Genomic DNA, 24,010 nt, shown 5'->3' with positions numbered 1-24,010 from the left:
GAGTTCCCATGATCATTGTTCATCACCTCAACAACTCACGTTCGCAGCGTATTCTGTGGCTGCTGGAAGAGCTTGGCCTGCCGTACGAGATCAAGCGCTACCAGCGCGACCCGAAAACCAACCTTGCGCCCCCGGAGCTCAAGGCGATCAATGCGCTGGGCAAATCCCCGGTGATTGAAGACGGCGCCAACGTGGTGATTGAGTCCGCCGCCATCGTCGACTACCTGATCCGCCGCCATGGCGATGGCCGCCTGCAACCGGACCCGGCCACTGCCGCCTACGACCAGTACGTGCAATGGCTGCACTTCGCCGAAGGCTCGGCCATGCTGCCGTTGATGCTCAACCTGTACGTCGGGCGCCTGGGCGATGCCGGTGCGCCGCTGCATCCGCGTATCGAATCGGAAGTGGCCAATTACCTCGGTTACCTCAACGAGGCGCTGGGGCACACCCCCTATCTGTTGGGCGATGACCTGAGCGGCGCGGACATCCAGATGAGTTTTATCGGCGAAATCGCCAAGGCCCAGGGCAAGCTGCCGGCGTACCCGCACCTGGCCGCGTGGGTGCAGCGATTCCAGGCACGCCCGGCCTATCGCCAGGCGCTGGAACAGGGTGGGGAGTATGCGTTTGCCAAGTGAGTGATGCGGCGAACCCTTAAACCACCAAGAGCCGGGCCGTTGTGGCGAGCGGGCTTGCCCCGCGTTGGGCTGCGCAGCGGCCCCATTGGCTGCTGCAGCGTTTCTTCAGGAAGTTTGACGTGGCGGTGTTTGGGGCTGCTTCGCAGCCCAACGCGGGGCAAGCCCGCTCGCCACAGGGGAGATACCAGCCTTGGGGGGCAGCTTACCCGTTCCCCATCATCTGCCACAGCGACGCCCCCACGCCGGTGATGCTCTCCCCGGCAATCAACCCCGCCGCAGCGGTAATCGCAAACCGCTCGGTGATGCTCGGCCAGCGGCAGCTCACCAGCCAGGTGAGCACCGCACCCAGCGCCATCATCAGCGACACCGAGGCCGGCAGCACAAACGCCAACCCCAACGCGGCCGCACTCGGCAAGTAGCGGGCACGGTGGACGGGCAACAGGCTGTCGAGTACGCCCAGCAACACCCCCGCCACACCGGCAATAGCAATCGCCCAGCGAATGCTCGCCGACAATGAGTCCAGCCCATGGGTGAGGGTTTGCGCCACGGCTTTCCAGGTCGCGACCGCCGGCGCCGGCCATTCTTCGGTGAGCAGCATCGATTGCGGATCAGGGATCAGCGCCAGGTACGCAAACACCCCGACGATACTGCCAATGAAAATCCCCAGGATCTGCGCGATCACTTGCTTGTGCGGCGTAGCACCAATGGCCTTGCCGACCTTGAAGTCGTTCATCAAGTCGGTGCACTGCCCCGCCGAGCCGCCGGCGGTGTTGGCACTCATCAGGTTGATCGGCACTTGCCCCGGCGCGACGATGCCGAAGCTCAGCTGGGACAACTGCCCGATGGCGCCAATCGGCGGAATACCGGTGGCGCCCACCACGCGGGCGGCGACGGCCGCCAGGCAGATCGCCAGGGGAATGGTCAGCAACGCCATCCACAGGTTGATGCCGAACAACAGCGCCTGCAGGCTCACCACCAATACGATCGACAGCACAAAACCAGCGGCAGGGCCGGCCTTGGGGACGCTCCAGGCTTGCCCGCCGACGGACTTGGTCGAGGTGTACAACGCCCACAGCCGAATGGTCAACGACGCCAGGGTTGAGCACACCATCAGGCTCACGCCCGGCCACAGCAACCACTCCACCAACGCGGCGAATTGCGGGCCGCTGCTGCCGGCCGGCAAGCTCACCAAGCCGTGCGCCAGCAGCCACGGGCCCAGGCCACCCCAGGCGAGCAAGGCGCCCAGCAACAGGGTCAGGCCGACGCGAATGCCGATAATGCCGCCAAAGCCCAGCAGCAACAGCGAAGGGTCGGCGGTAAAGGTCAGGCGCTCCAGCTGGGCACTCGGCGACCAACGCGGGAAGGCCCACACAAAGGTGTCCACCCACTTCACCAACCCGGACAGCAACGCCGCACTGAGCAACACCTTCAAGCGCGTCGCGGCTTCGCGCCCATGGTTGTAGATATGCAGCAGGGTTTCCAGGGTGGCCATGCCTTCGGGGAATTTCAGCGCCTTGTCATTGAGCAACGAAGGCCGCAGGTACCAGGCAATCCAGATGCCCAGGAAACTCACCGAGAACACCCAGGCGATCATCGGCCATGCGTCCAGCTGGTTGCCGGTCAGCAAGGTATAGGCCGGGATCGGCGCCACCAGCCCACCGGAAATAATCGAAGCGGCGGCCGAGGCGACGGTCTGGTTGATATTGCTCTCATGCAACGTCCACGGCAGCTGCTCGGACGAGCGCTTGGCCAGGCCCTGCCAGATCGCATACCCCACCAGCAGGGCAATGATCGACATGTTGAACGACCAACCGATCTTCAACCCGGCGTACACGTTCGAAGGGGTCAGCAGGATACCGAGCACGGTGCCGGTGATGACCGCGCGCAGGCTCAGTTCGCGCTCGACGGGGGTGTGAAGGGGCACGGTTGATGAGGTGGCATGCATGCGGATTCCTTTCGGCAAGGGAACAGGACGACCTAACAAGTGAGCCCTGTCGGGGCTGAAGGTTCCGGGTTTAATGCTTGCCACAGGTGCAGCGCTTTCCCTTAACCGGCTTGGGCCTTGTCCGGCAGCCGCTGCACCCGCGGCGCATCCTCGGGATTGACCACGCCATAGCGGTCCGGGGCAAAAAACGTCCTGTGATGTGCAATCTCTGTCAGCCGCTAAGCTCATCGGCCGCCAGCCAGTACGCGGTGTGCACCCACGGCAGCGGCTCGCCGTCGAAACGTCGGCCGAGCATCAGGTGGGATCCTTACTCATGCAGCGCATCAAGCCCTTGGCGCAGGCAGAGATACAGCGCCCATCACGCCGATAAAACAACCATTGCCGAGACTCGCATACAGTCATACGATGACTGACCACGACCATAACAATAAAGGATCACCCGTGAATAAACCCCTCCTCCTGGCCGCCGCCGTTGTCTGCGGCCTGAGTGCGCACGCCGGCGCCGCCACCTTCGCGTACATCTCCAGCCCCGGTGACGGGCTGATTTCCCAGTACCGACTCGACGAAAGCAACGGCGCCCTGAGCCTGGTCGACCAAGTGACGGCCGGCGACCAGGTCAATCCCATGGCCCTCAGCCCCGACGGCAAGACCTTGTTCGCGGCCTTGCGGGTCAAGCCGTTTCAGGTCCAGGGCTTCAGCATCGACCCGGCGACCGGCCGCCTGACGCCGCAGTCCAAGGCGCCGCTGGCCGAAAGCATGGCGTACCTGGCCACCGACCGCGCCGGGCGCTATTTGCTCGCGGCGTCTTACGGTGCCGACACCCTCAGCGTCCAGCCCATCGACAAGCCCGAGCCCATCCGCACCTACAAGACCGGCCTGCATGCGCACTCGCTGCGCACCGACCCGAGCAATCGCTTTGCCTACGCCGGCAACCTGGGCACGGACCATGTGTTGCAATACCGCTTCGACGCCGCCACCGGCGCGCTCACCCCGATCGGCAGCGGCTACGTGAGCGTACCGGCCAACACCGGGCCTCGGCACCTGGCGTTTTCGGCCAACGGCAAGTACCTGTATGTGGTCGGCGAAATGAGCGGCACCGTCACCGCGTTTGCCATTGATGACAGCACCGGCGCGCTGACCCAGATCGGCGTGGCCAATGGTATTCCTGAGCGGTTGAAACTGGCCCACGGCGAAGTGCGTGACGCGCGCAACAATGACCTTAAAGACGACCCGACGCCGCGCATCTGGGCCGCTGACCTGCGCCTGTCGCCGGACGGCAAGCTGCTGCTGATGAGCGAGCGCACCAGCAGTTCGGTGTCGGCGTTTGCCGTGGATACCGCCACAGGCGGCCTGCGTTTTGTCGACAACTACCCGGTCGAAGAGAAGCAGCCGCGCAATATCGCGTTCTCCCCCAACGGCCATTGGCTGCTGGTGACCGGCGAGAAAAGCGACAAGGTCGGCACCTATGCGGTCAGTGCCGCGGGTGCGTTGAAGCGTGTGGGGGAAGCGGCGTCGGGCAAGGGTGCGCTGTGGATTGAGGTGCTGCATACCTCGGCCAACTGACCTGAACCTGTGGGAGGGGGCTTGCCCGCTCGCCACAGTTACAGTGTTCCTCCTTAACTGACTGGCATTCGGGAAAGCCCCCCCACCGGGTTGGATCTTCAGGGTCTACAGACCTCAGCTCAGGCGAAACCGTGCGGTGTTATCACTCAACGCCTGACTGCCCTTGCTCAAGGTATCCGCAGCCCGATTTACCGCGCGCGCGCCGTCGAGCAGACGCCCGGCGGCCTGGTCGACTTGCTGGATATTGCCGCTCACTTCATCCGCCGTTGCCGCCTGCTCCTCCACCGCCGTGGCGATTTGCGCGAGGGTGTCGGTGACGTTCTGCACCGCGCCGGCAATCTCGCCCAGGCGCGTGCCCAAGCCGGTGACGGACTCGGCATCGGTCAACGCCTGCTCGCACGCGGCGCCCATCAGCGTCACCGCCTGGCTCACCGTGGCGCGCAGGCTGTCGACGGTGCCGGCGATCTGCGCCGTCGACGCCTGGGTGCGTTGCGACAGGCTGCGCACTTCATCGGCGACCACCGCAAAGCCCCGGCCCTGCTCGCCTGCGCGGGCGGCTTCGATGGCTGCGTTGAGCGCCAGCAGGTTGGTCTGCTCGGCGATGCCGCGAATGGTGTCGACCACCGACTGAATCTGCTGCCCTTGCTGGCTGACTTGCTGCAAGGCATCGGCGGTGTCGGTCAGGCGCTGGTTGAGCTGCTGGATGCTGGCGGTGGTGCGCTGGCTGTCGCGGCTGCTGTCTTCGGCGATGCGCCGGGTTTGCTGGGCACTGCCCGAGGCCTGTTCGCAGCTGCGCGCGACGCCCATGGACGTGGCGGCCAGTTGCGTGGCGGCGGCGGCGATCTGGCTGATCTGGTGCTGCTGGTCTTCGACTTCGCTGAGGGTGCTGCCCGATTGCGAATTAAGGGTGAGCACCGCCGAGCCGAGCTGCTGGGTTTCGTGATTGACGCCAAGCAGGCTGGTGCGCAACTGCACCACCGCGACGTTCAGCGCGGTGCTGATGGCCGCGAGTTCGTCGCGGCCCTCTACCGCCACTTCCACACACAGGTTACCGTCGCGCAGGGACTCGGCCAGTGTGGTGATGCCACTGGCGCTGCGACGGATGGACGCTTGCAGACACATGAACAGATAAAGCGCCGCCAGGGCCAACAGGCTGAACGTTGCCGCCATCGGTATGAATTGCGTGTTCGCATGTGCGCGGTAGTAGTCCAGGCGTGCATCCATCGACGTCAGCGACTGAACGCGCAGCGCGCCGAGCGACTCGAGCATGGCGTCGATACTGCGCTCGAAACCGGCCGTATCCAGCTTGATGCTGCCGCCGAACACGCCGTCGTCGAGCACTTTGAGTTCGTTATCCAACAACTGCAGGCTGGTGTCGTATTGCGCCGTCCACGGCTCCATTCCGGCGTACTGCTTGGCCTTGAGCGAAGCCGCAGCCTTGACCAGTTGATCCCGCGCATCGCCGATGCGGCTGCGCAAGTCGCGCATCTGCAAACGACTCTGCAAGGTGAACTGCCCCGAAGAAATCGAGGACTGTCCCACACTGGCCATGCGCCCGATGCGCTCGATCAGGTCGGGCGTTTGCTGGGTGCCCATCTGCATGAGCATGTAGGTTTCCAGCCAGGGGTCGAGGATCAGGCCGGCGTCGAGGGTGATCTGTTCGCGCAGGGCCTGCATCGCCGTCAGCGCGGCGGTGAAGCGGTCGTAGCCATCCGGCCACCAGCCCACGGTGCGCAGGGACGCGGAATCCATGCCCTTGACGGTGGCCTGCAACGCCTCGAAGCGGGCCAGGACATCAGCGCCGGCGTTCTGGGTTTTCAAGGCATCACCGAGGGCTTGCAGGCTTTGCAGGATCAGCGGGAAATTGGCATCCACCTTATCCATCGCCGCCTTCGCCGCCGGCGTGGGGGCATGCAGGATGTCCGCCGCCTTCCAGCGCGCAGCCAGGTTACGTTGGGCGGTCAACTGGCCATCCAGCGCATCCAGGGCCAACAGTTGACGAAGGCCGGACTGCTCAGCGGAAATCACGCTTAACTTGTCGCGATAGTCCTGGCCGATCATCCACAGGCTACCCGCCAGGGGCAGCATGAACAGGAAAAACAGAATCTGGAACTTACGCGCGAAACCGAAACGTCCGAGCAGGCGGATACCAGGTGATAAAAGGCTGTGCATGTCCGACCACTCCCGAAAACAACCCGCCCGGCGCACCGCTGGGCGAAGCCTTGAAATAAATGAAAGCAAAATGCCATGTCATTGATTGGTAAGGCTCTAGCAAGATACGGGCCGCTCACACTCAGCCCCGAAACAGGGCGTTCGCTGCACGAACGCCCCACCTCGCGTGCGCGAAAATGGGGCAAAAGCACTCAGTAGGGACAAGGCCGCTGTCACCGCCGGAGACGACTGACCGAGGCGCGCGCCAGAACGCCCTCAATCACAAGCATCCTATCGGCCGCGCACGGGGAGAACTTGAAGGGCAGGACACGCCGTTGGAAGAAATACCGGCAGCGACCTATTTAGCCTGCATGTACCGGCTGAAATTATTGATGTGATCGTCCAGGTTGTCCTCAAGCATCATCCGGTACTGATCGCAGAAATACGTGAGCATCGCCTCGCGCTCCTCAGCCATCTGCTCGCCGGACTTAAAGTTGCGCGCACAGGCCCAGGCATTGAACCGCGTGGTGCCGAACATCATCGAGGCACTCACCTGGCCGAGGTTCTCGAATGTCTTGAGCTGCTCGTTCGACAGCTCGATATGCGCGTCTGCGCGGTCGTAGAAGGTTTGGTCGGTGGCGTCGGCCATTGCGGGTTCCTGGGTGAGCGAATGAGACGACCATTGGAGCATATCCTGCGGCTGGAGAGCAGGCGCCTCCCTGCGGAGGCGCCTTGAACATCACATCAATGCCAGCACCAGCCGCTCAAGCCCGATGCCGAACCCGGCGCCCTCTCGGTAAGCACCGCCACCTACCACTTGCTGCTGCGCACCCAGTGCGGGGCAGCGTACTTCGAAGCCATTGCCTTCAAGGTAGTAACTCAGCCCACGCTTTACCGCCAGGCTCAACTCATAGTCGAGCCCCAGCGTGTCCAGAAACCCGGAGCAAAGGGCTTGGCTGCGCTGTAGCGCCAGCGCGGGCTCTGGACTGAGAATCTCCAACCCCAACTGGGTAAATTCACGATAGCGACCGGCTTGCGGCCGCTCATACCGATAACACCGTGCCACGTAGAAAAACATCGCCTCAGCCCGCCCGCCGAGCAAGGCTGCATTGCGCTCCTGGAACAGCGCGGTGGCCTCTGGGATCAGGCAACATTGGCGACCCGCCTTATCATCGAAAGCCCACATCTGCCCGATGATTTCACTGCCGCCGGCTTTTTCAATAAACGTGTCCTGGCTCCACAAAGCGGGCACGATAGCTTCTTCAGCTCCCGCTTCGATGAAGATAGCTCCGGAATCGTCCCTCTATCTCACGCATCGTTGCGGCTTCTTTCCCTGTCACGATTCGGGTTCCGCGCAGCATTGTCATGTCTTGAATCTCCATTTTTACAGGCAATAAAAAAGGCGCCATAGGCGCCTTGGTTTGGGTTCATTGAGTGATCAGAGCGTCTGGTCAATCAGTGAGCGCAAGCAACCACGGCACCTTGGGAAAGGTCCGTGAGAGTGATGGCGGTTGCTTTGCGAAAATTTGGTCATGGGCAATCCTTGCACACATGTAGGAATAGTTACAAGCAAGCTCAATTCAACAGCTCAGTAATCCACCGGGCCTGCTGTGCGATCTCTTGCGCCTTATCCTCCGGCACGGCCTGCCGCGCGCGCTCAAAGCTGGCCAGGGTCTTCTGCTTCTGACGCAGCATGCGCTGCCACTTGGCCAGGAACAGCGGGCTGCGTGCCTGCATCTGCACGGGGCCGAAGTACAGCTGTTCGGCGCTGTAGCTCACCGGTGTGGCGCGTTCGGCGACGATGATTTCGTAGTAGAAACGGTTTTCCCGCAACAACTCTTCACTGAGGATGGTGTAACCGTTTTGCATCAACCAGTGACGCAACGGTTGCTCGCCGCCGTTGGGTTGCAGGATCAGGCGTTCGCGGCCGCTGAGGTAGGCCTGGCCGCTGTCGAGGATGTCGCGGATCGTTTCGCCGCCCATGCCGCAGACGCTGATCGCGGTGATCGCGTCTGCCGGTTTTATCGCCGCCAGACCATCGGCGAGGCGCACCGTGACATGCTGCTCCAGGCCGTTCTCACGCACGGTGCGCTCAGCCGCCTGGAACGGTGTGATCGCCACCTCGCCCGCCACGGCCGCCTCTATCACGCCACGGCGCATCAAGGCCACCGGCAGGTAGCCATGGTCCGAGCCGATATCGGCCAGCCGCGCGCCCATCGGCACATTCGCCGCCACGCGCTCCAGGCGCATGGACAAGGTGTGTTCGTTCAACCTGTGTTCCTTTTTATTCGCCGGAAAATCGATCCCGGCTGTTGGTCAGATGCAACACCATCGCCGCCCGCGCCGCGTCCGGGTCCTGGCGTTTGATCGCGTTGAAGATCGCCTCGTGTTCCAGGTTCGCCAGTTGCCCGAGCTTGGCAAAGTCCGCCCCGCCACGCTCGGCGCCTTTCACTTGGGTACGCGGAATCATCGCATTGCCCAGGTGCAGCATGATTTCGGTGAAGAAGCTATTGCCGGTGGCTTCGGCGATCAACTGGTGAAAGCGTTTGTCTTCTTCCACGCAGCTGTCGTTGTTGGCCAGCGAGGCCTGGTAGTCGTCCAGTGCGGCGCGCATGTGGGCAAGCTGCTCGTCGGTCCTGCGCACGGCGGCCAGTGCCACCGCCTGCACTTCCAGGCCCAGGCGCAGCTCGAGCATGTTGCGCACGCTGGCGACGGTGTCCACATGCAGGCGCAAGCCTTGCTGGGCATGTTGCGCGAGCACAAAGGTGCCGATGCCGTGGCGCGTCTCCACCAGCCCCGAGGCTTGCAACTTGGAGAGGGCCTCGCGCACCACGGTACGGCTCACCCCATGTTCGAGCACGATGGTGGATTCGGACGGCAGCTTTTCACCCGGCTTCAACTGCCCAAGCAGGATGCGCTGGGTCAGGGCGTCGAGCACGCCTTGGGCCAGGTTGTTGGAGCGTCTACGGACGGGGGGGGCGTTTTCAATGGGCATAGTTACGAATCCACGGGGTTGGGCAGGAGGGAGCTTAACATCCCACCCCACGGCGTAACCCCACTGTAGGAGCGAGCTTGCTCGCGAAAAACCTGAGGGCGCCGCGTTTATTCAGGATGCCCGCATTATCGTTGACGTTTTTCGCGAGCAAGCTCGCTCCTACAGGTTAGGGCCCGAGTGAAAAAAGCGCCTCACTTGTATGACAACTAACATTTATGACCATCAACACGCCCTCTTCCAAAAGCGCACTCAACCTTCTTTAAACGCCACACAGACCCGCAAAATAACCAAAAACGCACTAAAACCTGGCCCTTATAAACACAAAAACATCATCACCACATTGCGAGCCCCAGAAAAGAACTTGTATGATGTCTATCAACAAGACACGCAAACCCGCATAAAAATAATCAGGGGGAGTTTTGAATTGTGAACAATTCAAGCCATGCATCTGCCGCACCAAACAGTGATTCGGTCCTCGCGCACGCCGTGAGAAAAGTGAAGGGCCATGTGCTCCCACTGTTCGTGATCATGTTCATCCTCAACTACATCGACCGGGTCAATATCGGCTTTGTGCGCACGCACATGGAACATGACCTGGGCATCGGCGCCGCGGCCTATGGGTTTGGCGCCGGGCTGTTCTTCATCGGCTACGCGCTCTTTGAAGTGCCCTCGAACATGCTGCTGCAAAAGGTCGGCGCGCGCATCTGGCTGACCCGCATCATGTTCACCTGGGGCATCGTCGCCACGCTGATGGCGTTCATCCAGAACGAAACCCACTTCTACATCCTTCGCTTCCTACTCGGCGTCGCCGAAGCCGGCTTCTTCCCTGGGGTGATCTACTACTTCACGCGCTGGCTGCCGGGCGTGGAACGCGGTAAAGCCATCGCGATTTTCCTCAGTGGTTCGGCGGTGGCCTCGTTGATCTCCGGCCCGCTGTCAGGTGCACTGTTGCAGATCGAAGGGTTTGGCTTTCACGGCTGGCAATGGATGTTCGCCATCGAAGGCCTGGCCTCGGTGGTGATCGGTTTCTTTGTGTGGTTCTGGCTCGACTCCAAGCCCCACGACGCCAAATGGCTGACCCGCGAAGAACAGGATGTGCTGGTCAACGCCATCGACCAGGAACAACGCGAGCGTGAAGCCGTGGGCGGCGTCAAACCCACCCTCGGCAAGCTGCTCAAGGACCGTCAGATCCTGCTGTTCTGCGCCCTGTACTTCTGCATTCAACTGACGATCTACGCGGCGACGTTCTGGCTGCCGAGCATCATCAAGAAGATGGGTGACCTGAGCGATGTGCAGGTCGGCTTCTTCAACTCGATCCCGTGGCTGATCTCGATCATCGCCATGTACGCCTTCGCGACGCTGTCGGGCAAATTCAAGTTCCAACAGGCCTGGGTTGCGGCGGCGCTGTTGATTGCGGCGGCGGGCATGTTCATGTCCACCACCGGCGGGCCGATCTTCGCGTTCGTGGCGATCTGCTTTGCGGCCATTGGGTTCAAGTCGGCGTCCTCGCTGTTCTGGCCGATCCCACAGGGCTACCTGGATGCGCGTATCGCCGCTGCCGTGATCGCCTTGATCAACTCCATCGGCAACCTGGGTGGCTTCGTCGCGCCGACCACCTTTGGCTTCCTGGAGCAGACCACCGGTTCGATCCAGGGTGGCCTCTACGGTTTGGCCGGCACCTCGGTGCTCGCCGCGATCCTGGTGTTCTTTGCCAAGACCGCCCCCTCCGCCGCCTTGACGTCGCCAGGCGTGACGCCAACCAGCGCCACCGTCAGCAAACCTCTTTGAGCCTATCCAGGAACTTGCCATGAATACTCCCGTCGTCACCCATTTCCAGGTCATCCCCGTCGCCGGCCACGACAGCATGCTGCTCAACCTGAGCGGCGCCCATGGGCCGTTTTTTACCCGCAACATCGTGATTCTCAAGGACAGCTCGGGCAACACCGGCGTCGGTGAAGTGCCCGGTGGCGAACGCATCCGCGAAACCCTGGAAGACGCTCGTAGCCTGGTGATCGGCCAACCCATCGGCCAGTACCAGCGCATCCTCAACCAGATGCGCAGCACCTTTGCCTCACGGGATTCGGCTGGCCGTGGCCTGCAAACCTTCGACCTGCGCATCACCATCCATGCCGTCACCGCCATGGAAGCCGCCCTGCTCGACCTGCTGGGCCAGTTCCTCGAGGTCCCGGTGGCCGCCTTGCTCGGCGAAGGCCAGCAGCGTGATGCGGTGAAAATGCTCGGCTACCTGTTCTACGTCGGCGACCGCAGCGCCACCGACCTGGCTTACCGCAACGAGGCCGACAGCGATGACGAGTGGTTCCGCCTGCGCCATGAAACAGCCCTGACCAGCGAGGCCGTGGTGCGCCTGGCCGAAGCCGCCAAAGCCAAATACGGTTTCAACGACTTCAAGCTCAAGGGCGGCGTATTGAGCGGCGACGCAGAGATCGAAGCCGTCACCGCCCTGGCCGAACGCTTCCCGGATGCACGCATCACCCTCGACCCGAACGGCGCCTGGTCGCTGAAAGAAGCCATCCGCCTGTGCCGCGACCAGCACCTCGTGCTCGCCTACGCAGAAGACCCGTGCGGCGCCGAAAACGGCTACTCGGGCCGCGAAGTCATGGCCGAATTCCGCCGCGCCACCGGCCTGAAAACCGCCACCAACATGATCGCCACCGACTGGCGCGAAATGGGCCACGCGATCCAGCTGCAATCAGTCGACATCCCCCTGGCCGACCCGCACTTCTGGACGATGCAAGGCTCGGTGCGCGTGGCGCAGATGTGCCACGAATGGGGCCTGACCTGGGGCTCGCACTCCAACAACCACTTCGACATTTCCCTGGCCATGTTCACCCAGGTGGCCGCCGCCGCCCCAGGCGACATCACCGCCATCGACACCCACTGGATCTGGCAGGACGGCCAGCGCCTGACCCGCGAACCGCTGAAAATCGAAGGCGGTTACGTGAAAGTGCCGGCCAAGCCCGGCCTGGGCGTGGACATCGACATGGACGCCGTGGCCAAGGCCCACGAACTGTACAAAGGCATGGGCCTCGGCGCGCGGGATGACAGCGTGGCGATGCAGTTCTTGATTCCGGGTTGGAGTTATAACAACAAGCAGCCTTGCCTGGTGCGCTGAGCCCTGTGAAGGCAACGCGGGTCAATGTGGGAGGGGGCTTGCTCCCGATAGCGGTGTATCAGCCAGGCATGTATCGACTGACACTCCGCTATCGGGAGCAAGCCCCCGCCCACAGGGGTCCTTCTTATTTCTCAAAGATTGTGGTCGCTCGATCCTACCGCAGCCTCGCTCAACCACACTTTCCTGCAACACCGATCAAACAACGGCGCTATGTCATGCCGTTGCTTCAACATCCGCGCATCGCCAGAATGTGGAAGAGGGCTTGCCCGCGATGACGGCCGCATAGACGATAGAGATGAAGCCCAAAGAAACGTCCTACGCAGCCGCTTCACTTTGCGTAAAATGCGAGCCGTTCTCGATCAGGAAAACTTAACCCAGGAAGGGTAAGATTTGAAACCGCTTGACACCCACGCGTTAAAACACGCCGACACGGCCGTCACACAACTTAAGTTTAAAAACCAAAATGGTTAATGAGCAGCCCCCTTCAACCAACTCGCTCGAACCGCCGCCGCTTCAGGAACACCCCCACCCCCAGCGCAACCGCAAAGATCGACAGCAACCCCAGGTCCGCCCCCCCTGGGCGGACCTGGCTTGCCGCCACGCAACCGACCGCCCCCGCCGCCACCAGCAGCACCCCCAGCCACTTGCGCAGCAGGTACGGTTTAACAAACCGATCGAGCAGAAAAAACAGCACCAGGGCCAAGATCAGCTGGGTAATGTCAGACATGTGCTTCTCCAGTCAGGTCTTGATGATCAGGGTCGAGGCGCTGCGTTGCGGACCAATGCCGCCGCTGACCTGCGCCTCGATGCTGACCAGCACGTCGCCAGCATGATAGGTGGGCAGGATTTCATTGGCATACATGCGCACACCCGCCCCGACAGGAACACCCACGTAAGGGGAAGCCACAGCAGAAGTGGCGCCAGCGAAGGCACTGGCGGCCAGGTTAGCGATCTTGGTGCGCTGCGCGTTGAGGGCGTCGCCCTGTTGCCGCGTCAGTGGCTTGGAGATGCCGATCATCATCACGCACGGCAGGCTCTTGGCCAGCATCTTGTCGTACACCTCGACGACCTTGCTGTTGACCTCGTAGTGGGCACTTTTCGCCTCGCCAAAATGCAGCTCGCGCAGGCGTCCGCGTTCGCTGTCGGTGAGGGTGATCTGCGAAACGTTGAACACGATCCCGTGATAGCCCATGTAGTGGAACGTCCCTTCGAACTTCATCGCACGCATCCTTTCGAGCCAAAGGCGGGGATTCTCTAGAAGGCGGGCAATGGATTCAAGGCAAAAGAAAGCAAATGAGGAAATGGAGGGGGCAGGCCGGTCTCCCCTGTCGCGACCTTCCCCCAGGCGCTACTCACGCTCACGCCCGCTTGGGCAACTTCCAATTCGGCCGGATGAAGTGGCAGGTATACCCGTTCGGTATCCGCTCCAGATAATCCTGATGCTCCGGCTCCGCCTCCCAAAACTCGCTGGCGGGCTCTATTTGCGTGACCACACGCCCCGGCCACAGCTTGGAGGCATCCACGTCAGCCGCGGTATCTTCGGCAATATCCCTTTGCTGTTCGCTCAGGTAGTAAATCGCCGAACGATAGCTCGGCCCAAGATCATTGCCCTGCCGATTCGGCGTGCTGGGGTCATGGATCTGGAAAAAGAACTCAAGGATCTGCCGATAGGAAATCACCGCCGGGTCAAACACGATTTCAATCGCCTCAGCATGGTTGCCATGGTTGCGATAGGTGGCATTCGGCACATCGCCACCGGTGTAGCCGACGCGCGTGTGCAGTACGCCGGGGTAGCGTCGCAACAGGTCTTGCATGCCCCAGAAGCAGCCGCCGGCGAGGATGGCGGTTTCGGTTGGGTTGGTCATGGTCTGTCCTTGCGGTTAATGGAGACAGGGGTAGTTATGGGGCAATGCTGGGCAATACCAAGTTCAATCAAAGAAAAACTGCCCCCCCCCCCCTATCGACTCAAGGTTTATTCCTGGACCGAAACGCCGCCACCTTCATCCGGTTGCCGCAGGTCGCCATGCTGCACCAGCGACGGCGGTGCGACTTGCTCAGGTCATGGAACAGCAGCACGCAGTCGTGGGCCTCGCACTGCCGGACGAATTCAAACTTATCGTTCGTGACCAAGCCCACCAGCGACTCGGCCACCGGCCCAAGCAGGCTGGCCGGGCTGCTGTCCCGAGGATGCGTGGCAAGCTGAAATGCCTTCTGCTCCTGCGCCCATTCCAGCCTGCTCACCGGGCGCCCCGCTTCAAGCACCTGGTTGATCACCGCGAGATCGACGGGAACGCCTGTCATTGCCGCATTCACCACCGCCCTTGAACTCGCCCGAAGCGTGCGAGCGAGGGCCAGCAGCCCACTCGGCGCCTTCGGGTCAAGCTGCTCGGGCAACAGCCCCGCTTGGGTCAGCCAACTCATGATGCTGTGATCATCGACGAAGCAGTCATGGCGCTGATCACCCACCCCGTACTCGGAGTTGATGAAATCGAGGGCAAGGTTGTCAGCCAGAAAAAGTGCGCCTGAGGCAGTGCTGTTCGGATTCATGGGCAGCCTGTAACCAATAAAATATGTTTGACAGGTTACCAAATCCAGGCATAACCTTCAAACACCAACTTTAACGGTTACATAGGAAGCCACATCATGACCTCATCCAACGCCATGGCCGCTGCAGGACTCACCGCCGCCTTGCTGAGCAGCGGCGCGGCCCATGCAGACAACACAGTGCATTACCGCTACGAGCAGGTCGGCGACGTAAAGGTGTTCTACCGCGAGGCGGGCGACCCCAGCGCGCCGACCGTGTTGCTGCTGCACGGCTTCGCCGCCTCATCCTTTATGTTCCGCGAACTCATGCCCGAACTTGCCGACCGCTACCACGTCATCGCGCCGGACCTGCCGGCATTTGGCTTCACCGAAGCCCCGCCGCGCGGCGAATACGCCTACACCTTCAGCCAACTGGCCAAGACCATCGGCCAGTTCACCGAACAGCTCAAACTCGATAAATACGCACTGATGGTCCACGACTACGGCGCCCCCGTAGGCTGGCGCATGGCCGTCGCCCATCCGGAGCGAGTGACCGCGATCATTTCCCAAAACGGCAACGCCTACGAAGAAGGCCTGGGCGACGGCTGGGCCCCTATCCAACGCTACTGGCACGCCCCGACCCAACAAAACCGTGACGCCCTGCACGACTTCCCCACCCCCGCCTCGATCAAGTGGCAGTACCTGGAAGGCGTGGCCGACAAAAGCTCGGTGTCACCCGATGGCTACACGCTGGAAGGGCTGCAAATATCCCGCCCAGGCAATGCCGACATCCAGCTCGACCTGGTGCTGGACTACGCCTCCAACGTCGCGATGTACCCGGCCTTCCAGTCCTACTTCCGCCAGTACCAGCCACCGCTGCTCGCAGTGTGGGGCAAGAACGACCCGTTCTTCCTGCCGGCCGGCGCCGAGGCGTGGAAGCGCGATATCCCCAAGGCGGATATTCGTTTTTATGACACCGGGCACTTTGCGCTGGAAACCCATGGAAAGGCGATCATTGCGGTTATACGGGCGTTCCTGGACAAGAACCTCCAGTGATTAACGCAACCCTATGTAGGAGCGAGCTTGCTCGCGAAAAATGTCAACGATAACGCAGCGACTCTGGTTTCACGCGGCGCTCCAAGACTCTTCGCACGCCAGCTCGCACCTACCTTGTGGACATGTCCTACAGCAAGCTGCAGCGCCTTGCTCCGTTACCTACAGTTGCGTCAGAATCCGCTGGCTTGTGCGCTTGAGTGGGCGTCTCTAAGGTGGCCCGGTCGCTGACAACTCAGTGATCGGGTTTAGTAGCCCTTGGTCGAATTTCGCTTAGTGCACAAGCTTCATCCACCAGACTTCCCGTCTGTGCTTGATGGCGGCTGTGCGCAGGGCACCTTCGGGTGCGCCGGCTTTGCGGAATTCCCCGGTCTACTAACCTGCGTACAGCTGCCACCCTTTCGTTTAGTAGCGAACCGGTGTCGGCCCTAACAGGGAAATTCCGGTATGTACAAAGTCACGCCCAACCCTCCGAACGGTCCCGACCTGAAACTGAATCAGGCGGCGCATCGTGCGATTGATCACTACCTCAACGCGGGCGCCGAACCGCCAGGGCCGCCTCCTCCACCTTCGACTACGCTGTTCAGTGTTGCTGACGATGTCAGCACTGAAGTGCTGATTGCCAATAGCTATGAGACCTTTTCTTCGGTTACTGCGTTGCTGCTGGACCTGTCGGATGAGCTGACGGGGAAGCAGCGGGATGTGGCGTTGGCGATTCACCAGTTGAGTGAATTGGGGGTTTTATTGGTAGATAAGTTGATGGCGCGGGAGGGGGCTGTGGCTGGCGGCTAAGTACTCGCTATTATCACGCGCGGCAGATCATCGAGTCGTTGCAAGTCCCATGCATCGACTCGGTGATTTTTTTTCCAACAATCTAACTAAGGAGTCGAAGGCGCTCTTGGAGATGCGAGAAAACTCCAATTTTCAAATACTCACCCAAAGAGGAATGGAAACTCTGCCTGGCAGCCATTTCTTAACTTCTTGAAAAGGGCATTGGCTTTCTCTCCTACGCCTTCCTCGTGAGTGGCTAAGTCCAAATAGTAATTTCTATTTTCGTATTTGGCATATATGAGCCAATCGCCAGTAAGACCTCTTGCAGCACGCTCTTCGAATCCGCCAATGACCAATTGATTCACGAGATAGCTCGGCCAGGCGTCAGGATCGTCGCCATGCTGCTTGGCCACCTCATCGAACAGTTTATCTAAATCTCGATTGCCGCCATTGGCCATGCCCCATCGAATGCTAAGATTTTTTACTAAATGTCGCGCGGAGAAAAAATGTTTATGCCAAAAAGGAAAAAGTGGTAACTTTTTAAATTTCTCCTCACACTTAGTTTTCGAGGACGGCCTTATGCCCTCTAAATAGTCAATTTCATCAAGCACGTGGAATGGACTAAATTTTGGATTTGATGAATCTAAAAGCCGACAGGCCAGAGCCAAACTGATTCGATCCGAACAACCTCTACCGCGAACTGCTTCAGTCTTTATTTTAACTAACTGATCTTTATCAAAGCTGACTTTCACGAAACTTTTCTCTGTCATATGACAAAACCTGTTCAAGAGTGGTCTGACCCTGACTACGCTGAGATGAATAACAATATGCAGCCCGTTCAAATAAACTTATCGCCAAACACCTTCAATTCTTAACGGAGAGAGCCGGGACACTTCCAACCCTGAACTACGCATGGTGGTTAAAATACTAATAATACGTATAAAAAAGCTCTATTTTTTAGAATAGAGCTATCTATTTTCGGTTGACAAGCCAATCAAAAAGTCAAGCCTATATCTGAAGAGTTATCAGCCAGAGATAAATTCATCTGCGGCGTTCTTAATAATCCTCGAACGAACATCTTTTATATAAGCGATCGCCATAAGTTCATTTCTTTTGGCTTGAACTACCGCACCTACCGTAGAAAATTTTGGTCGGATTCTATTTTTCAGCCGTTCGCTCACTGAAAGCCCATCGATAGGTTCCTCAAGCAAAGTACTAACTATTGAAACCTCAGTGACCTTATTGCCACAATCGCTACAAAATTTTGCGTTTTGTTGAAGTGGAGAATTACATTCGGAGCATGTTTCAGTCGGCAATAACAGAGAATCCAGATAAATTTTTATTTGTGGATCCGCCGATGAAAACTCACGATAATCAGTCAGACTTAACCTAGCTATAGCATCCGGAGTTTTAGATGTATCAAATCCTTTTTCAGTAGCCATCATTGCTAGATTGATCATATATCGCGGCCCAGTTCCATTTGCAATCTTAACAGTCCCAAGTTGAGACACCATCCCGGAATAACTTAGGATATCTAAAGCCAGCTTTAAATTAGGAGACATATCACGCTGAAGTGTAAAAAACACCGATTGGTATTCGCTTTTTGTCTTTCTATGGTTTTTCGTCCTTACTTCAGGAATAATATAACCTCTAAGCAAATCAAGACCAACTCGGATATGAGATGAATACTTAGGCAATCTCTTAGAAAGGCTTTGATGATAAGGAATCAGCGCTTGGTCAACATAGTTCTGAACAGCCAATCCAACAGAGCGCTCTGAAAGAGCACTATTACCGGATAAGGCGCTGTTCAATATATGCAGCAATGCTCGCGGATTACCGTTCGACAAGTCTATACAAAGATCAAGTTCCGCACCTCTCGGGAATATTTTTTTCCGCAAACTACTTGTTTTCGGTAAGCGCTTTTCAAGAATTGATCGAAAGTGCAATCGATTTTCACGTCGCCCAGACTCGCCTGGATCGAACCGAACCACTGTTAAAACTATTGCGTCCTGACCAACCTCAAAGTTTCGGCCGTAATTAGTTACGGTCGGATAAACTGCTGCTTTGCAAGCGACCATACCTCCGTGCAACAGCTTGAATATTTCAAAAAATATATTCTGTTGAGCAGGGATAAAAGTGTGCGCTGCCTCGTCAAAAAAGAAAACAATTTTATTGAGTGAAAATAGATCCGCTACATCTTTTATTATATTTACTAAAAAGCTGGTATCTTGGGCCTTCGCCAGAAAATCCTCGCCAATCTGCCCAAGAATCTCAGCATGTTCGTTTCTACTAAAAGCGAGTTTCTGAAGCAGATGAATTTTCTCTTCAAGCATTGCTTTAGTTTCGAGTACTGAAGAAACTCCAAAAACTCGCTGGTAAGGGTCTGCCACTCCAGTTTTTGCAATTAAATTTAGTGCAAGCATTTTTTCATGCAAGGCTTCAAGAATCTTTATATTGACCCAGATTTGAAAGGCATCCCGCTCATCCGCTTTTACACCTTCAAGTAATGTGCTGGTTTTAAAATTTACATAGACGCCTAATTTTCTATCAATGGAGAAAGCTACATCTAACTCTATTTCAGCCATGCGAAGCAGCATCGACTTCCCAACACCCCGCGCACCTTCAAGTAGGTTTGCCCCACTTCCTTTTAAAGAATCAATGATGCGTCGCTCGAAATCGCCTAATACTGATACCTGCTTGATTTGGTCATAAAGTAAATCCTCACATCGAGCTGTTTGTAGGAGGTCCTCGCCGCTCAGGTGTGGAGCTAATGTCTGCACGCTCATGGGTTCAAGGCCTTTGAATTTGAGGAAGTATTGAGTGAATTGCCGCTTCAAGCTCTGAAAATCGTCCAAACAGAAGACAAACAACCGCATTCTGCGTTCTAACTATTAGCTCTAAGTGCTCAGCAAGACCATTTGTGATTGTAGAAAATCGTTCTGGTGCTAATGCAGGTAGATCGGCAATCTTACCGTGCACTGTATTACTGAGTATTCTATAAAGCGCTTGAAAGTTTGCCTGATCACAAAAGCAGGCATTTGCCGATGGACCTTTCAATTGTGCCATGTATTCGAGATATCCCGATGAATTCAAATGCGTAACCATAGCTGAGAAGCTTAAATCCTGATCTCGCTTTCTCCAGCCCCAGTATTCATGTGGCATATCCCACATGTATACAGCAGAAAGGCCAAGCTCCAACGCTCTCCTAGTGGACATTCGAGCCGGAACAATAAGCCCAATTGAATTAAGGTACATTGCAATCGCAAAATCGCTGAAAACCTCATCCAATACTTCTGCGCACCCAGACTTATGAGCGTCGTATTTGTTATCATTCAGCAGTGCTAACTTGAATGAACTAATTATTCTAGAGTTAAGATCTATCGAATCTAAAATAGGTGTATTAGGAGTATCAATAGATGATCCTAAGTTTGCACCAAAACTCTCATGAAGTGCGCTAAGGAGCTCTTTTACTGGTTGCCGAGGAGCATGGGATTCTTCTGCCAAAATACATTTCCTTATGAACATACATGGGCCGGTATTGTTGGACACCAGCACACTATTGAAGAACCGCTTGAAAAATGGAAAAACCATAGATTTAGTATTCGCAGATTCACGCCAATACTGATTTTGTAAACGGAACGCTACCAAAATGCCATGACACTGTCTACCACTCGCTCGACAGGGAAAAAACGTACGCTTTTTTTGATAGTAGACACGACAATATGTACAAGACTCAGTTAAACGAAAAATTCGCCGAAAGCGAGTAGATATTCAACCTTTGTCGTATTGGGCCCTAAGCTAGACACTCACTTCAATCACTTATGGGCTGCCATCACGTATGGATTGGCCGGAATCAGTCACTGATGGCGGATCGCAACATGTCAATAACGGGGAAACTCCCCACCACCCGCGTCCATCCGTCGCATCCCCCACCCTCCCCCTCCAGCCCCCACCCAACCTGCCGATAACCCTACTAATCGTACGCCTACCCCTGCCCCCCCACTCGATCGAGTCCACCACATGAACCCACTCTCCCTTCTAATAAAAGCCCGGGCCGATCGTCAAGGCACCGCCACGCTCACCAGCACTGCCAACGACTTGGACGCAGCACTCACCGCCCTGCGCATCACCCCCACCCTGATCACCGGCTTTATCTCGCCGCATCTGGACATCGACGCCATCGCCGCCAAGCTCAAGCGCCGTTTCCCGCACTCCACCATCAGCCTCTGCACCACTTCCGGCGAACTCTGCAATGCGCCCAATTCGCTGTATTGCGCTACCGGTGAGCGCTGGGACCGGATTGTGTTGCAGTTGTTCGACGACAGTCTGATCGCCTCGGCCGAGGTGGTGATGGTGCCGCTGGAGTGTGAGGACATTCGCGGTGGCGGTAAGCGGTTGGGGATGCAGGAGCGGATTGCCAAGTTGGTGGCCAATATCAAGCGGGTGCAGGTGCGTACGTCGATTGATCATCGCGATACGTTGGCGTATGTGGTGTTCGATGGGTTGTCGGCGTCGGAATCGTTTTTTATGGAGGCGCTGTATGAGTCGGGACGGTTTCCATGTTTGTTTGTAGGGGGATCGGCCGGGGGTAAGTCGGATTTCCAGAAGACGCTGATTCATGACGGCCAGCGCAGTTATCAGAACCATGCGCAGATTGTGTTCCTGAAGACGGCGGCGCATGTGCGGTTTGGGGTGTTCAAGAGCCAGAATTTCAAGGCGGCGGATTTGACCTTCAGTGTGCTGACGGCGTCGGTGGAGGACCGCACGATTGACCAGGTGATCGACAGCAGCGGCAATATCAAGAGCATGGTGCAGGCGCTGTGTGATGCGTTCAGTTGCGCGCCGCAGGCGCTGGAGTCGAAGCTGGCGGATTATTCGTTTGCGATTCGGGTGGGCAGTGAGTTGTTTGTGCGTTCAATCGCGCGCATCGATTATGTGCAGCAGATCGTGCAGTTGTATTGCGACGTGGCGCCGGGTGAGGAGTTGGTGATGGTGCGGCGTACGCCGTTGCGGGAGACGACGCGCCTGGACTATGAGCAGTTCCTGCGCGGCAAGGGCGGCCAGCCGGTGGCGGGGATTTTGAATGACTGCATTCTGCGCCGGCTGAACAACGGCGCCGAACTGGGCAGCATGGCCGGCATTTTTGGGGATGTGCCGTTGGCGGGGTTTTCGACCTTTGGGGAGATTTTGGGCTTGAACCTGAACCAGACGCTGACGGCGATTTTCTTCTTTCGGGTGGCCAAGGGTGCGAGTTTCAGTGATGAGTACGTGGACAATTTCATCGCCCATTACGGTGAGTTCAAGGCATTTTTCCTACGGCGCCAGGTGAAGAAGCTGGCGGGGTTGAACCATGTGGTGGTCAAGCAGATTACCGCGTACAAGAACAATGACTTCAGCAACACCCTGAATACCCGTGGGCTGGACCGCAATATCCTGCCGGTGTTCGAAGGCCTGGCCGACTTGGGCCTGGTGCTGGCCCATGCCCAGCGTCAGCAGGAGGACATCGCGTCGCAGCTCAAGCATTACTCGGGTGAGTTGCATGCGTCGATGGATGAACTGGTGGGCACGATTGGCCAGCAGAACACGGTGTCTGCGCAGGCCGGGGCCACGGTGGAGGGGCTGTCCAGCCAGGCGGATGTCGCGGTCGAGGGCGCGCGCACGCTGGCGGGGTCGAGTTTGCGTATCCAGTCGATTGTGCAGGTGATCCAGCAGATCGCCGGGCAGACCAACTTGCTGGCGCTCAACGCCGCGATTGAAGCGGCGCGCGCCGGCGACCTGGGCCGCGGCTTTGCGGTGGTGGCGGACGAGGTGCGCAAGCTGGCGGAAATCACACGTAAGAATGCGGCGGAAATTGGTGTGGATATTGACTTGTTGTCGAGTGAGATCCAGCGGGTGGCCCAGCAGATTGAAGACCAGTCCACCGGAGTGGGCGCGCTGCGGGAGATGCTGGATGTGCTGGAGGCGTCGAGCCGGGCGACGGAGGGTACGGCGCAGCGGACCAAGACCATTGCGGATACGTTGACGGGGTTGACCCATGCGTAGGCGTTAACGGCAGGTAAAAAACGGCGCGGGGCTCATGGCACTGAACGCTGGATTCAGTGCATGATGCGTCGCTCATATCAAGGACGATAACAACCGTGAAAAACGCCCTCGCCGCCCTGCTATTGCTGTGCCTGACCGCTCCCGCCTTCGCTGCCAAAAGCCCCGTCGGTTTCAAGACCGCCACCCTGCCCGATGCGCAAAACAACCGACCACTCGAACTGGTCGTCTGGTACCCCGCCGCCACCACGGCCAAACCCACGCTGATCGCCGACAACGCGGTGTTCATCGGTGCCCTCGCCGTGCCCGACGCACCGCCAGCTGCCGGTGAGCATCCGCTGGTGGTGCTCTCCCACGGTTATGGCGGTAACTGGGGCAAGCTGGTGTGGCTGGCCAGTGCGTTGGCGCATCGGGGCTACATCGTCGCGGCGGTCAATCACCCCGGCACCACCACCAAGGATCGCAACCCGCAAACTGCCGCGCAGTTATGGCAACGCCCGGCCGACCTGAGTCGCGCGATCGACGCGGTGTTGGCTCAGCCGAAGCCCTTTGGCGCGGTCGCGAATGGCCAGATTGCCGCCGTGGGCCATTCCCTTGGCGGCTGGACCGTGCTGGAAATCGCCGGGGCGCGCTTCGATCCGGATCTGTTCAGCCGCGACTGCAACGCCCACCCCAAGCTCGGCGGTTGCATCGGCTATCAGGAGATGAACCCCGCCGGCACGCCAGCCGGCAAGGCCCGGTTGGCCGCTGATTTGAGCGACAAGCGCGTCACCGCCATTGTGTCGTTGGACCTGGGCCTGTCGCGCGGTTTCACCGACGCCAGCCTGGCCGCGCTGCCGGTACCGGCGCTGGTGATTGCGGGGGGCGTGCCGTCGGAGGATATGGACCCGCAGTTGGAGTCCGCCGACATGGTCAAGCGGCTGCCTGAAGCAACGACGAAGTACGTGGAGATCGCCGACGCCACGCATTTCAGCTTTATGTCGATCTGCAAGCCGGGCGGCATGGCGCTGATTGAGGAGAGTTCGCCGGGCGATGGCATGATTTGCCGCGATGGTGAGGGGGCTCGGCCGAGGGCGGTGATTCAGCAGCAGGTGGTGGGGCTGATCAGTGAGTTTTTGCGGCGCTCATTTCGACAGTGAAGCCGGCGTCGACCTTAGAGCCGATGGCGCGCCACGGCTGACTATTTATCGTTTTAACTCCAT

The 24,010-nt window shown here is 58.6% G+C and carries 21 protein-coding genes and 1 pseudogene; 8 read left to right on the top strand and 14 right to left on the bottom strand.

Annotated features, from left to right (window positions below):
• The first annotated feature begins 8 nt into the window (after positions 1-8).
• Positions 9-635, top strand: coding sequence for a glutathione S-transferase family protein (locus FIV39_RS12225; RefSeq protein WP_090406773.1), 627 nt, complete (start codon positions 9-11; stop codon positions 633-635).
• A gap of 202 nt (positions 636-837) precedes the next feature.
• Here FIV39_RS12225 and FIV39_RS12220 read toward each other — a convergent pair whose 3' ends face one another.
• Entirely contained in the window at positions 838-2,580 is a 1,743-nt protein-coding gene (locus tag FIV39_RS12220; RefSeq protein WP_090406775.1) for an OPT family oligopeptide transporter, read from the bottom strand.
• A 441-nt stretch (positions 2,581-3,021) separates the two neighbouring features.
• Here FIV39_RS12220 and FIV39_RS12215 point away from each other — a divergent pair, with 441 nt between their 5' ends.
• A complete protein-coding gene (locus tag FIV39_RS12215) occupies positions 3,022-4,143 on the top strand; it encodes a lactonase family protein (RefSeq protein WP_090406777.1) in 1,122 nt (373 codons plus the stop codon).
• A gap of 114 nt (positions 4,144-4,257) precedes the next feature.
• Here the strand turns inward: FIV39_RS12215 and FIV39_RS34105 are convergent, their stop codons facing one another.
• The 6 genes and pseudogenes from FIV39_RS34105 to FIV39_RS33715 form a co-directional block, all read right to left on the bottom strand.
• Positions 4,258-6,315, bottom strand: a complete 2,058-nt coding sequence (locus tag FIV39_RS34105; RefSeq protein WP_090406779.1) for a methyl-accepting chemotaxis protein — start codon at positions 6,313-6,315, stop codon at positions 4,258-4,260.
• Between the two features lie 337 nt (positions 6,316-6,652).
• Positions 6,653-6,943, bottom strand: a complete 291-nt coding sequence (locus FIV39_RS12205) for a DUF3144 domain-containing protein (protein ID WP_090406782.1) — start codon at positions 6,941-6,943, stop codon at positions 6,653-6,655.
• A 90-nt stretch (positions 6,944-7,033) separates the two neighbouring features.
• Positions 7,034-7,579, bottom strand: coding sequence for an ATP phosphoribosyltransferase regulatory subunit (locus FIV39_RS12200; protein WP_090406785.1), 546 nt, complete (start codon positions 7,577-7,579; stop codon positions 7,034-7,036).
• A 290-nt stretch (positions 7,580-7,869) separates the two neighbouring features.
• The gene (locus tag FIV39_RS12195) at positions 7,870-8,565 is read right to left on the bottom strand and encodes a tRNA (adenine(22)-N(1))-methyltransferase (protein ID WP_090406788.1); all 696 of its coding nucleotides are present in this window, start codon (positions 8,563-8,565) and stop codon (positions 7,870-7,872) included.
• Between the two features lie 13 nt (positions 8,566-8,578).
• On the bottom strand, positions 8,579-9,289 hold the full coding sequence (locus tag FIV39_RS12190; protein ID WP_146371521.1) for a FadR/GntR family transcriptional regulator: 711 nt from the start codon (positions 9,287-9,289) through the stop codon (positions 8,579-8,581).
• Positions 9,290-9,350: 61 nt separating this feature from the next.
• Positions 9,351-9,440, bottom strand: a pseudogene (locus tag FIV39_RS33715) (outer membrane lipoprotein carrier protein LolA); the annotation flags it as partial.
• Between the two features lie 275 nt (positions 9,441-9,715).
• On the opposite strand from FIV39_RS33715, the gene FIV39_RS12185 reads away from it, so the two are divergent.
• Complete coding sequence (locus FIV39_RS12185) at positions 9,716-11,077, top strand: MFS transporter (protein ID WP_090406794.1); 1,362 nt, start codon at positions 9,716-9,718, stop codon at positions 11,075-11,077.
• Positions 11,078-11,096: 19 nt separating this feature from the next.
• Complete coding sequence (gene gudD / locus FIV39_RS12180; RefSeq protein ID WP_090406795.1) at positions 11,097-12,422, top strand: glucarate dehydratase; 1,326 nt, start codon at positions 11,097-11,099, stop codon at positions 12,420-12,422.
• Positions 12,423-12,906: 484 nt separating this feature from the next.
• Here gudD and FIV39_RS12175 read toward each other — a convergent pair whose 3' ends face one another.
• The 4 genes from FIV39_RS12175 to FIV39_RS12160 all read right to left on the bottom strand — a co-directional run bounded on the left by FIV39_RS12175 (position 12,907) and on the right by FIV39_RS12160 (position 14,969).
• Positions 12,907-13,149, bottom strand: a complete 243-nt coding sequence (locus FIV39_RS12175) for a hypothetical protein (protein ID WP_090406798.1) — start codon at positions 13,147-13,149, stop codon at positions 12,907-12,909.
• 12 nt (positions 13,150-13,161) lie between these two features.
• Positions 13,162-13,641 (bottom strand): hypothetical protein, encoded by a 480-nt coding sequence (locus FIV39_RS12170; protein ID WP_090406801.1) that lies wholly within the window; start codon positions 13,639-13,641, stop codon positions 13,162-13,164.
• Between the two features lie 139 nt (positions 13,642-13,780).
• Positions 13,781-14,287: a peptide-methionine (S)-S-oxide reductase MsrA gene (msrA, locus tag FIV39_RS12165; protein WP_003372371.1), complete on the bottom strand. Its 507-nt coding sequence runs from the start codon at positions 14,285-14,287 to the stop codon at positions 13,781-13,783.
• 100 nt (positions 14,288-14,387) lie between these two features.
• On the bottom strand, positions 14,388-14,969 hold the full coding sequence (locus FIV39_RS12160; protein ID WP_090406804.1) for a CGNR zinc finger domain-containing protein: 582 nt from the start codon (positions 14,967-14,969) through the stop codon (positions 14,388-14,390).
• A gap of 96 nt (positions 14,970-15,065) precedes the next feature.
• Between FIV39_RS12160 and FIV39_RS12155 the strand changes: the two genes are divergently transcribed.
• Together FIV39_RS12155 and FIV39_RS12150 are read left to right on the top strand one after the other, a co-directional pair.
• Positions 15,066-16,001 (top strand): alpha/beta fold hydrolase, encoded by a 936-nt coding sequence (locus tag FIV39_RS12155; protein ID WP_090406808.1) that lies wholly within the window; start codon positions 15,066-15,068, stop codon positions 15,999-16,001.
• Between the two features lie 444 nt (positions 16,002-16,445).
• On the top strand, positions 16,446-16,790 hold the full coding sequence (locus FIV39_RS12150) for a DUF6124 family protein (protein WP_090406811.1): 345 nt from the start codon (positions 16,446-16,448) through the stop codon (positions 16,788-16,790).
• A 140-nt stretch (positions 16,791-16,930) separates the two neighbouring features.
• On the opposite strand, the gene FIV39_RS12145 is transcribed toward FIV39_RS12150, so the two are convergent.
• The 3 genes from FIV39_RS12145 to FIV39_RS12135 form a co-directional block, all read right to left on the bottom strand.
• Positions 16,931-17,521: a hypothetical protein gene (locus FIV39_RS12145; protein WP_143513893.1), complete on the bottom strand. Its 591-nt coding sequence runs from the start codon at positions 17,519-17,521 to the stop codon at positions 16,931-16,933.
• Between the two features lie 273 nt (positions 17,522-17,794).
• Entirely contained in the window at positions 17,795-19,555 is a 1,761-nt protein-coding gene (locus FIV39_RS12140; RefSeq protein WP_090406814.1) for a zinc ribbon domain-containing protein, read from the bottom strand.
• A gap of 4 nt (positions 19,556-19,559) precedes the next feature.
• The gene (locus FIV39_RS12135; RefSeq protein WP_090406817.1) at positions 19,560-20,273 is read right to left on the bottom strand and encodes a hypothetical protein; all 714 of its coding nucleotides are present in this window, start codon (positions 20,271-20,273) and stop codon (positions 19,560-19,562) included.
• Positions 20,274-20,789: 516 nt separating this feature from the next.
• Between FIV39_RS12135 and FIV39_RS33710 the strand changes: the two genes are divergently transcribed.
• Positions 20,790-22,811 carry a methyl-accepting chemotaxis protein gene (locus FIV39_RS33710; protein WP_090406820.1) on the top strand — a complete coding sequence of 674 codons (2,022 nt, stop codon included), beginning with the start codon at positions 20,790-20,792 and terminating at the stop codon, positions 22,809-22,811.
• 95 nt (positions 22,812-22,906) lie between these two features.
• Entirely contained in the window at positions 22,907-23,947 is a 1,041-nt protein-coding gene (locus tag FIV39_RS12125; protein ID WP_090406823.1) for an alpha/beta hydrolase family protein, read from the top strand.
• Positions 23,948-24,010 lie beyond the last annotated feature (63 nt).

The sequence above is a fragment of the Pseudomonas grimontii genome, from assembly GCF_007858185.1.
Classification (GTDB): domain Bacteria; phylum Pseudomonadota; class Gammaproteobacteria; order Pseudomonadales; family Pseudomonadaceae; genus Aquipseudomonas; species Aquipseudomonas grimontii.
Note: the sequence above shows the minus strand (reverse complement) of the source record. Positions and strands in the feature narration are given on the sequence as shown.

What these genes read in the sequence shown, in the direction of transcription:
- FIV39_RS12225 (WP_090406773.1), top strand. Translation starts at nt 9, where the DNA reads ATGATCATTGTTCATCACCTCAACAACTCACGTTCGCAGCGTATTCTG.
- FIV39_RS12190 (WP_146371521.1), bottom strand. Translation starts at nt 9,289, where the DNA reads ATGCCCATTGAAAACGCCCCCCCCGTCCGTAGACGCTCCAACAACCTG.
- FIV39_RS12170 (WP_090406801.1), bottom strand. Translation starts at nt 13,641, where the DNA reads ATGAAGTTCGAAGGGACGTTCCACTACATGGGCTATCACGGGATCGTG.
- FIV39_RS12155 (WP_090406808.1), top strand. Translation starts at nt 15,066, where the DNA reads ATGACCTCATCCAACGCCATGGCCGCTGCAGGACTCACCGCCGCCTTG.
- FIV39_RS12220 (WP_090406775.1), bottom strand. Translation starts at nt 2,580, where the DNA reads ATGCATGCCACCTCATCAACCGTGCCCCTTCACACCCCCGTCGAGCGC.
- FIV39_RS12205 (WP_090406782.1), bottom strand. Translation starts at nt 6,943, where the DNA reads ATGGCCGACGCCACCGACCAAACCTTCTACGACCGCGCAGACGCGCAT.
- FIV39_RS34105 (WP_090406779.1), bottom strand. Translation starts at nt 6,315, where the DNA reads ATGCACAGCCTTTTATCACCTGGTATCCGCCTGCTCGGACGTTTCGGT.
- FIV39_RS12140 (WP_090406814.1), bottom strand. Translation starts at nt 19,555, where the DNA reads ATGAGCGTGCAGACATTAGCTCCACACCTGAGCGGCGAGGACCTCCTA.
- msrA (WP_003372371.1), bottom strand. Translation starts at nt 14,287, where the DNA reads ATGACCAACCCAACCGAAACCGCCATCCTCGCCGGCGGCTGCTTCTGG.
- FIV39_RS33710 (WP_090406820.1), top strand. Translation starts at nt 20,790, where the DNA reads ATGAACCCACTCTCCCTTCTAATAAAAGCCCGGGCCGATCGTCAAGGC.
- FIV39_RS12150 (WP_090406811.1), top strand. Translation starts at nt 16,446, where the DNA reads ATGTACAAAGTCACGCCCAACCCTCCGAACGGTCCCGACCTGAAACTG.
- FIV39_RS12175 (WP_090406798.1), bottom strand. Translation starts at nt 13,149, where the DNA reads ATGTCTGACATTACCCAGCTGATCTTGGCCCTGGTGCTGTTTTTTCTG.
- gudD (WP_090406795.1), top strand. Translation starts at nt 11,097, where the DNA reads ATGAATACTCCCGTCGTCACCCATTTCCAGGTCATCCCCGTCGCCGGC.
- FIV39_RS12160 (WP_090406804.1), bottom strand. Translation starts at nt 14,969, where the DNA reads ATGAATCCGAACAGCACTGCCTCAGGCGCACTTTTTCTGGCTGACAAC.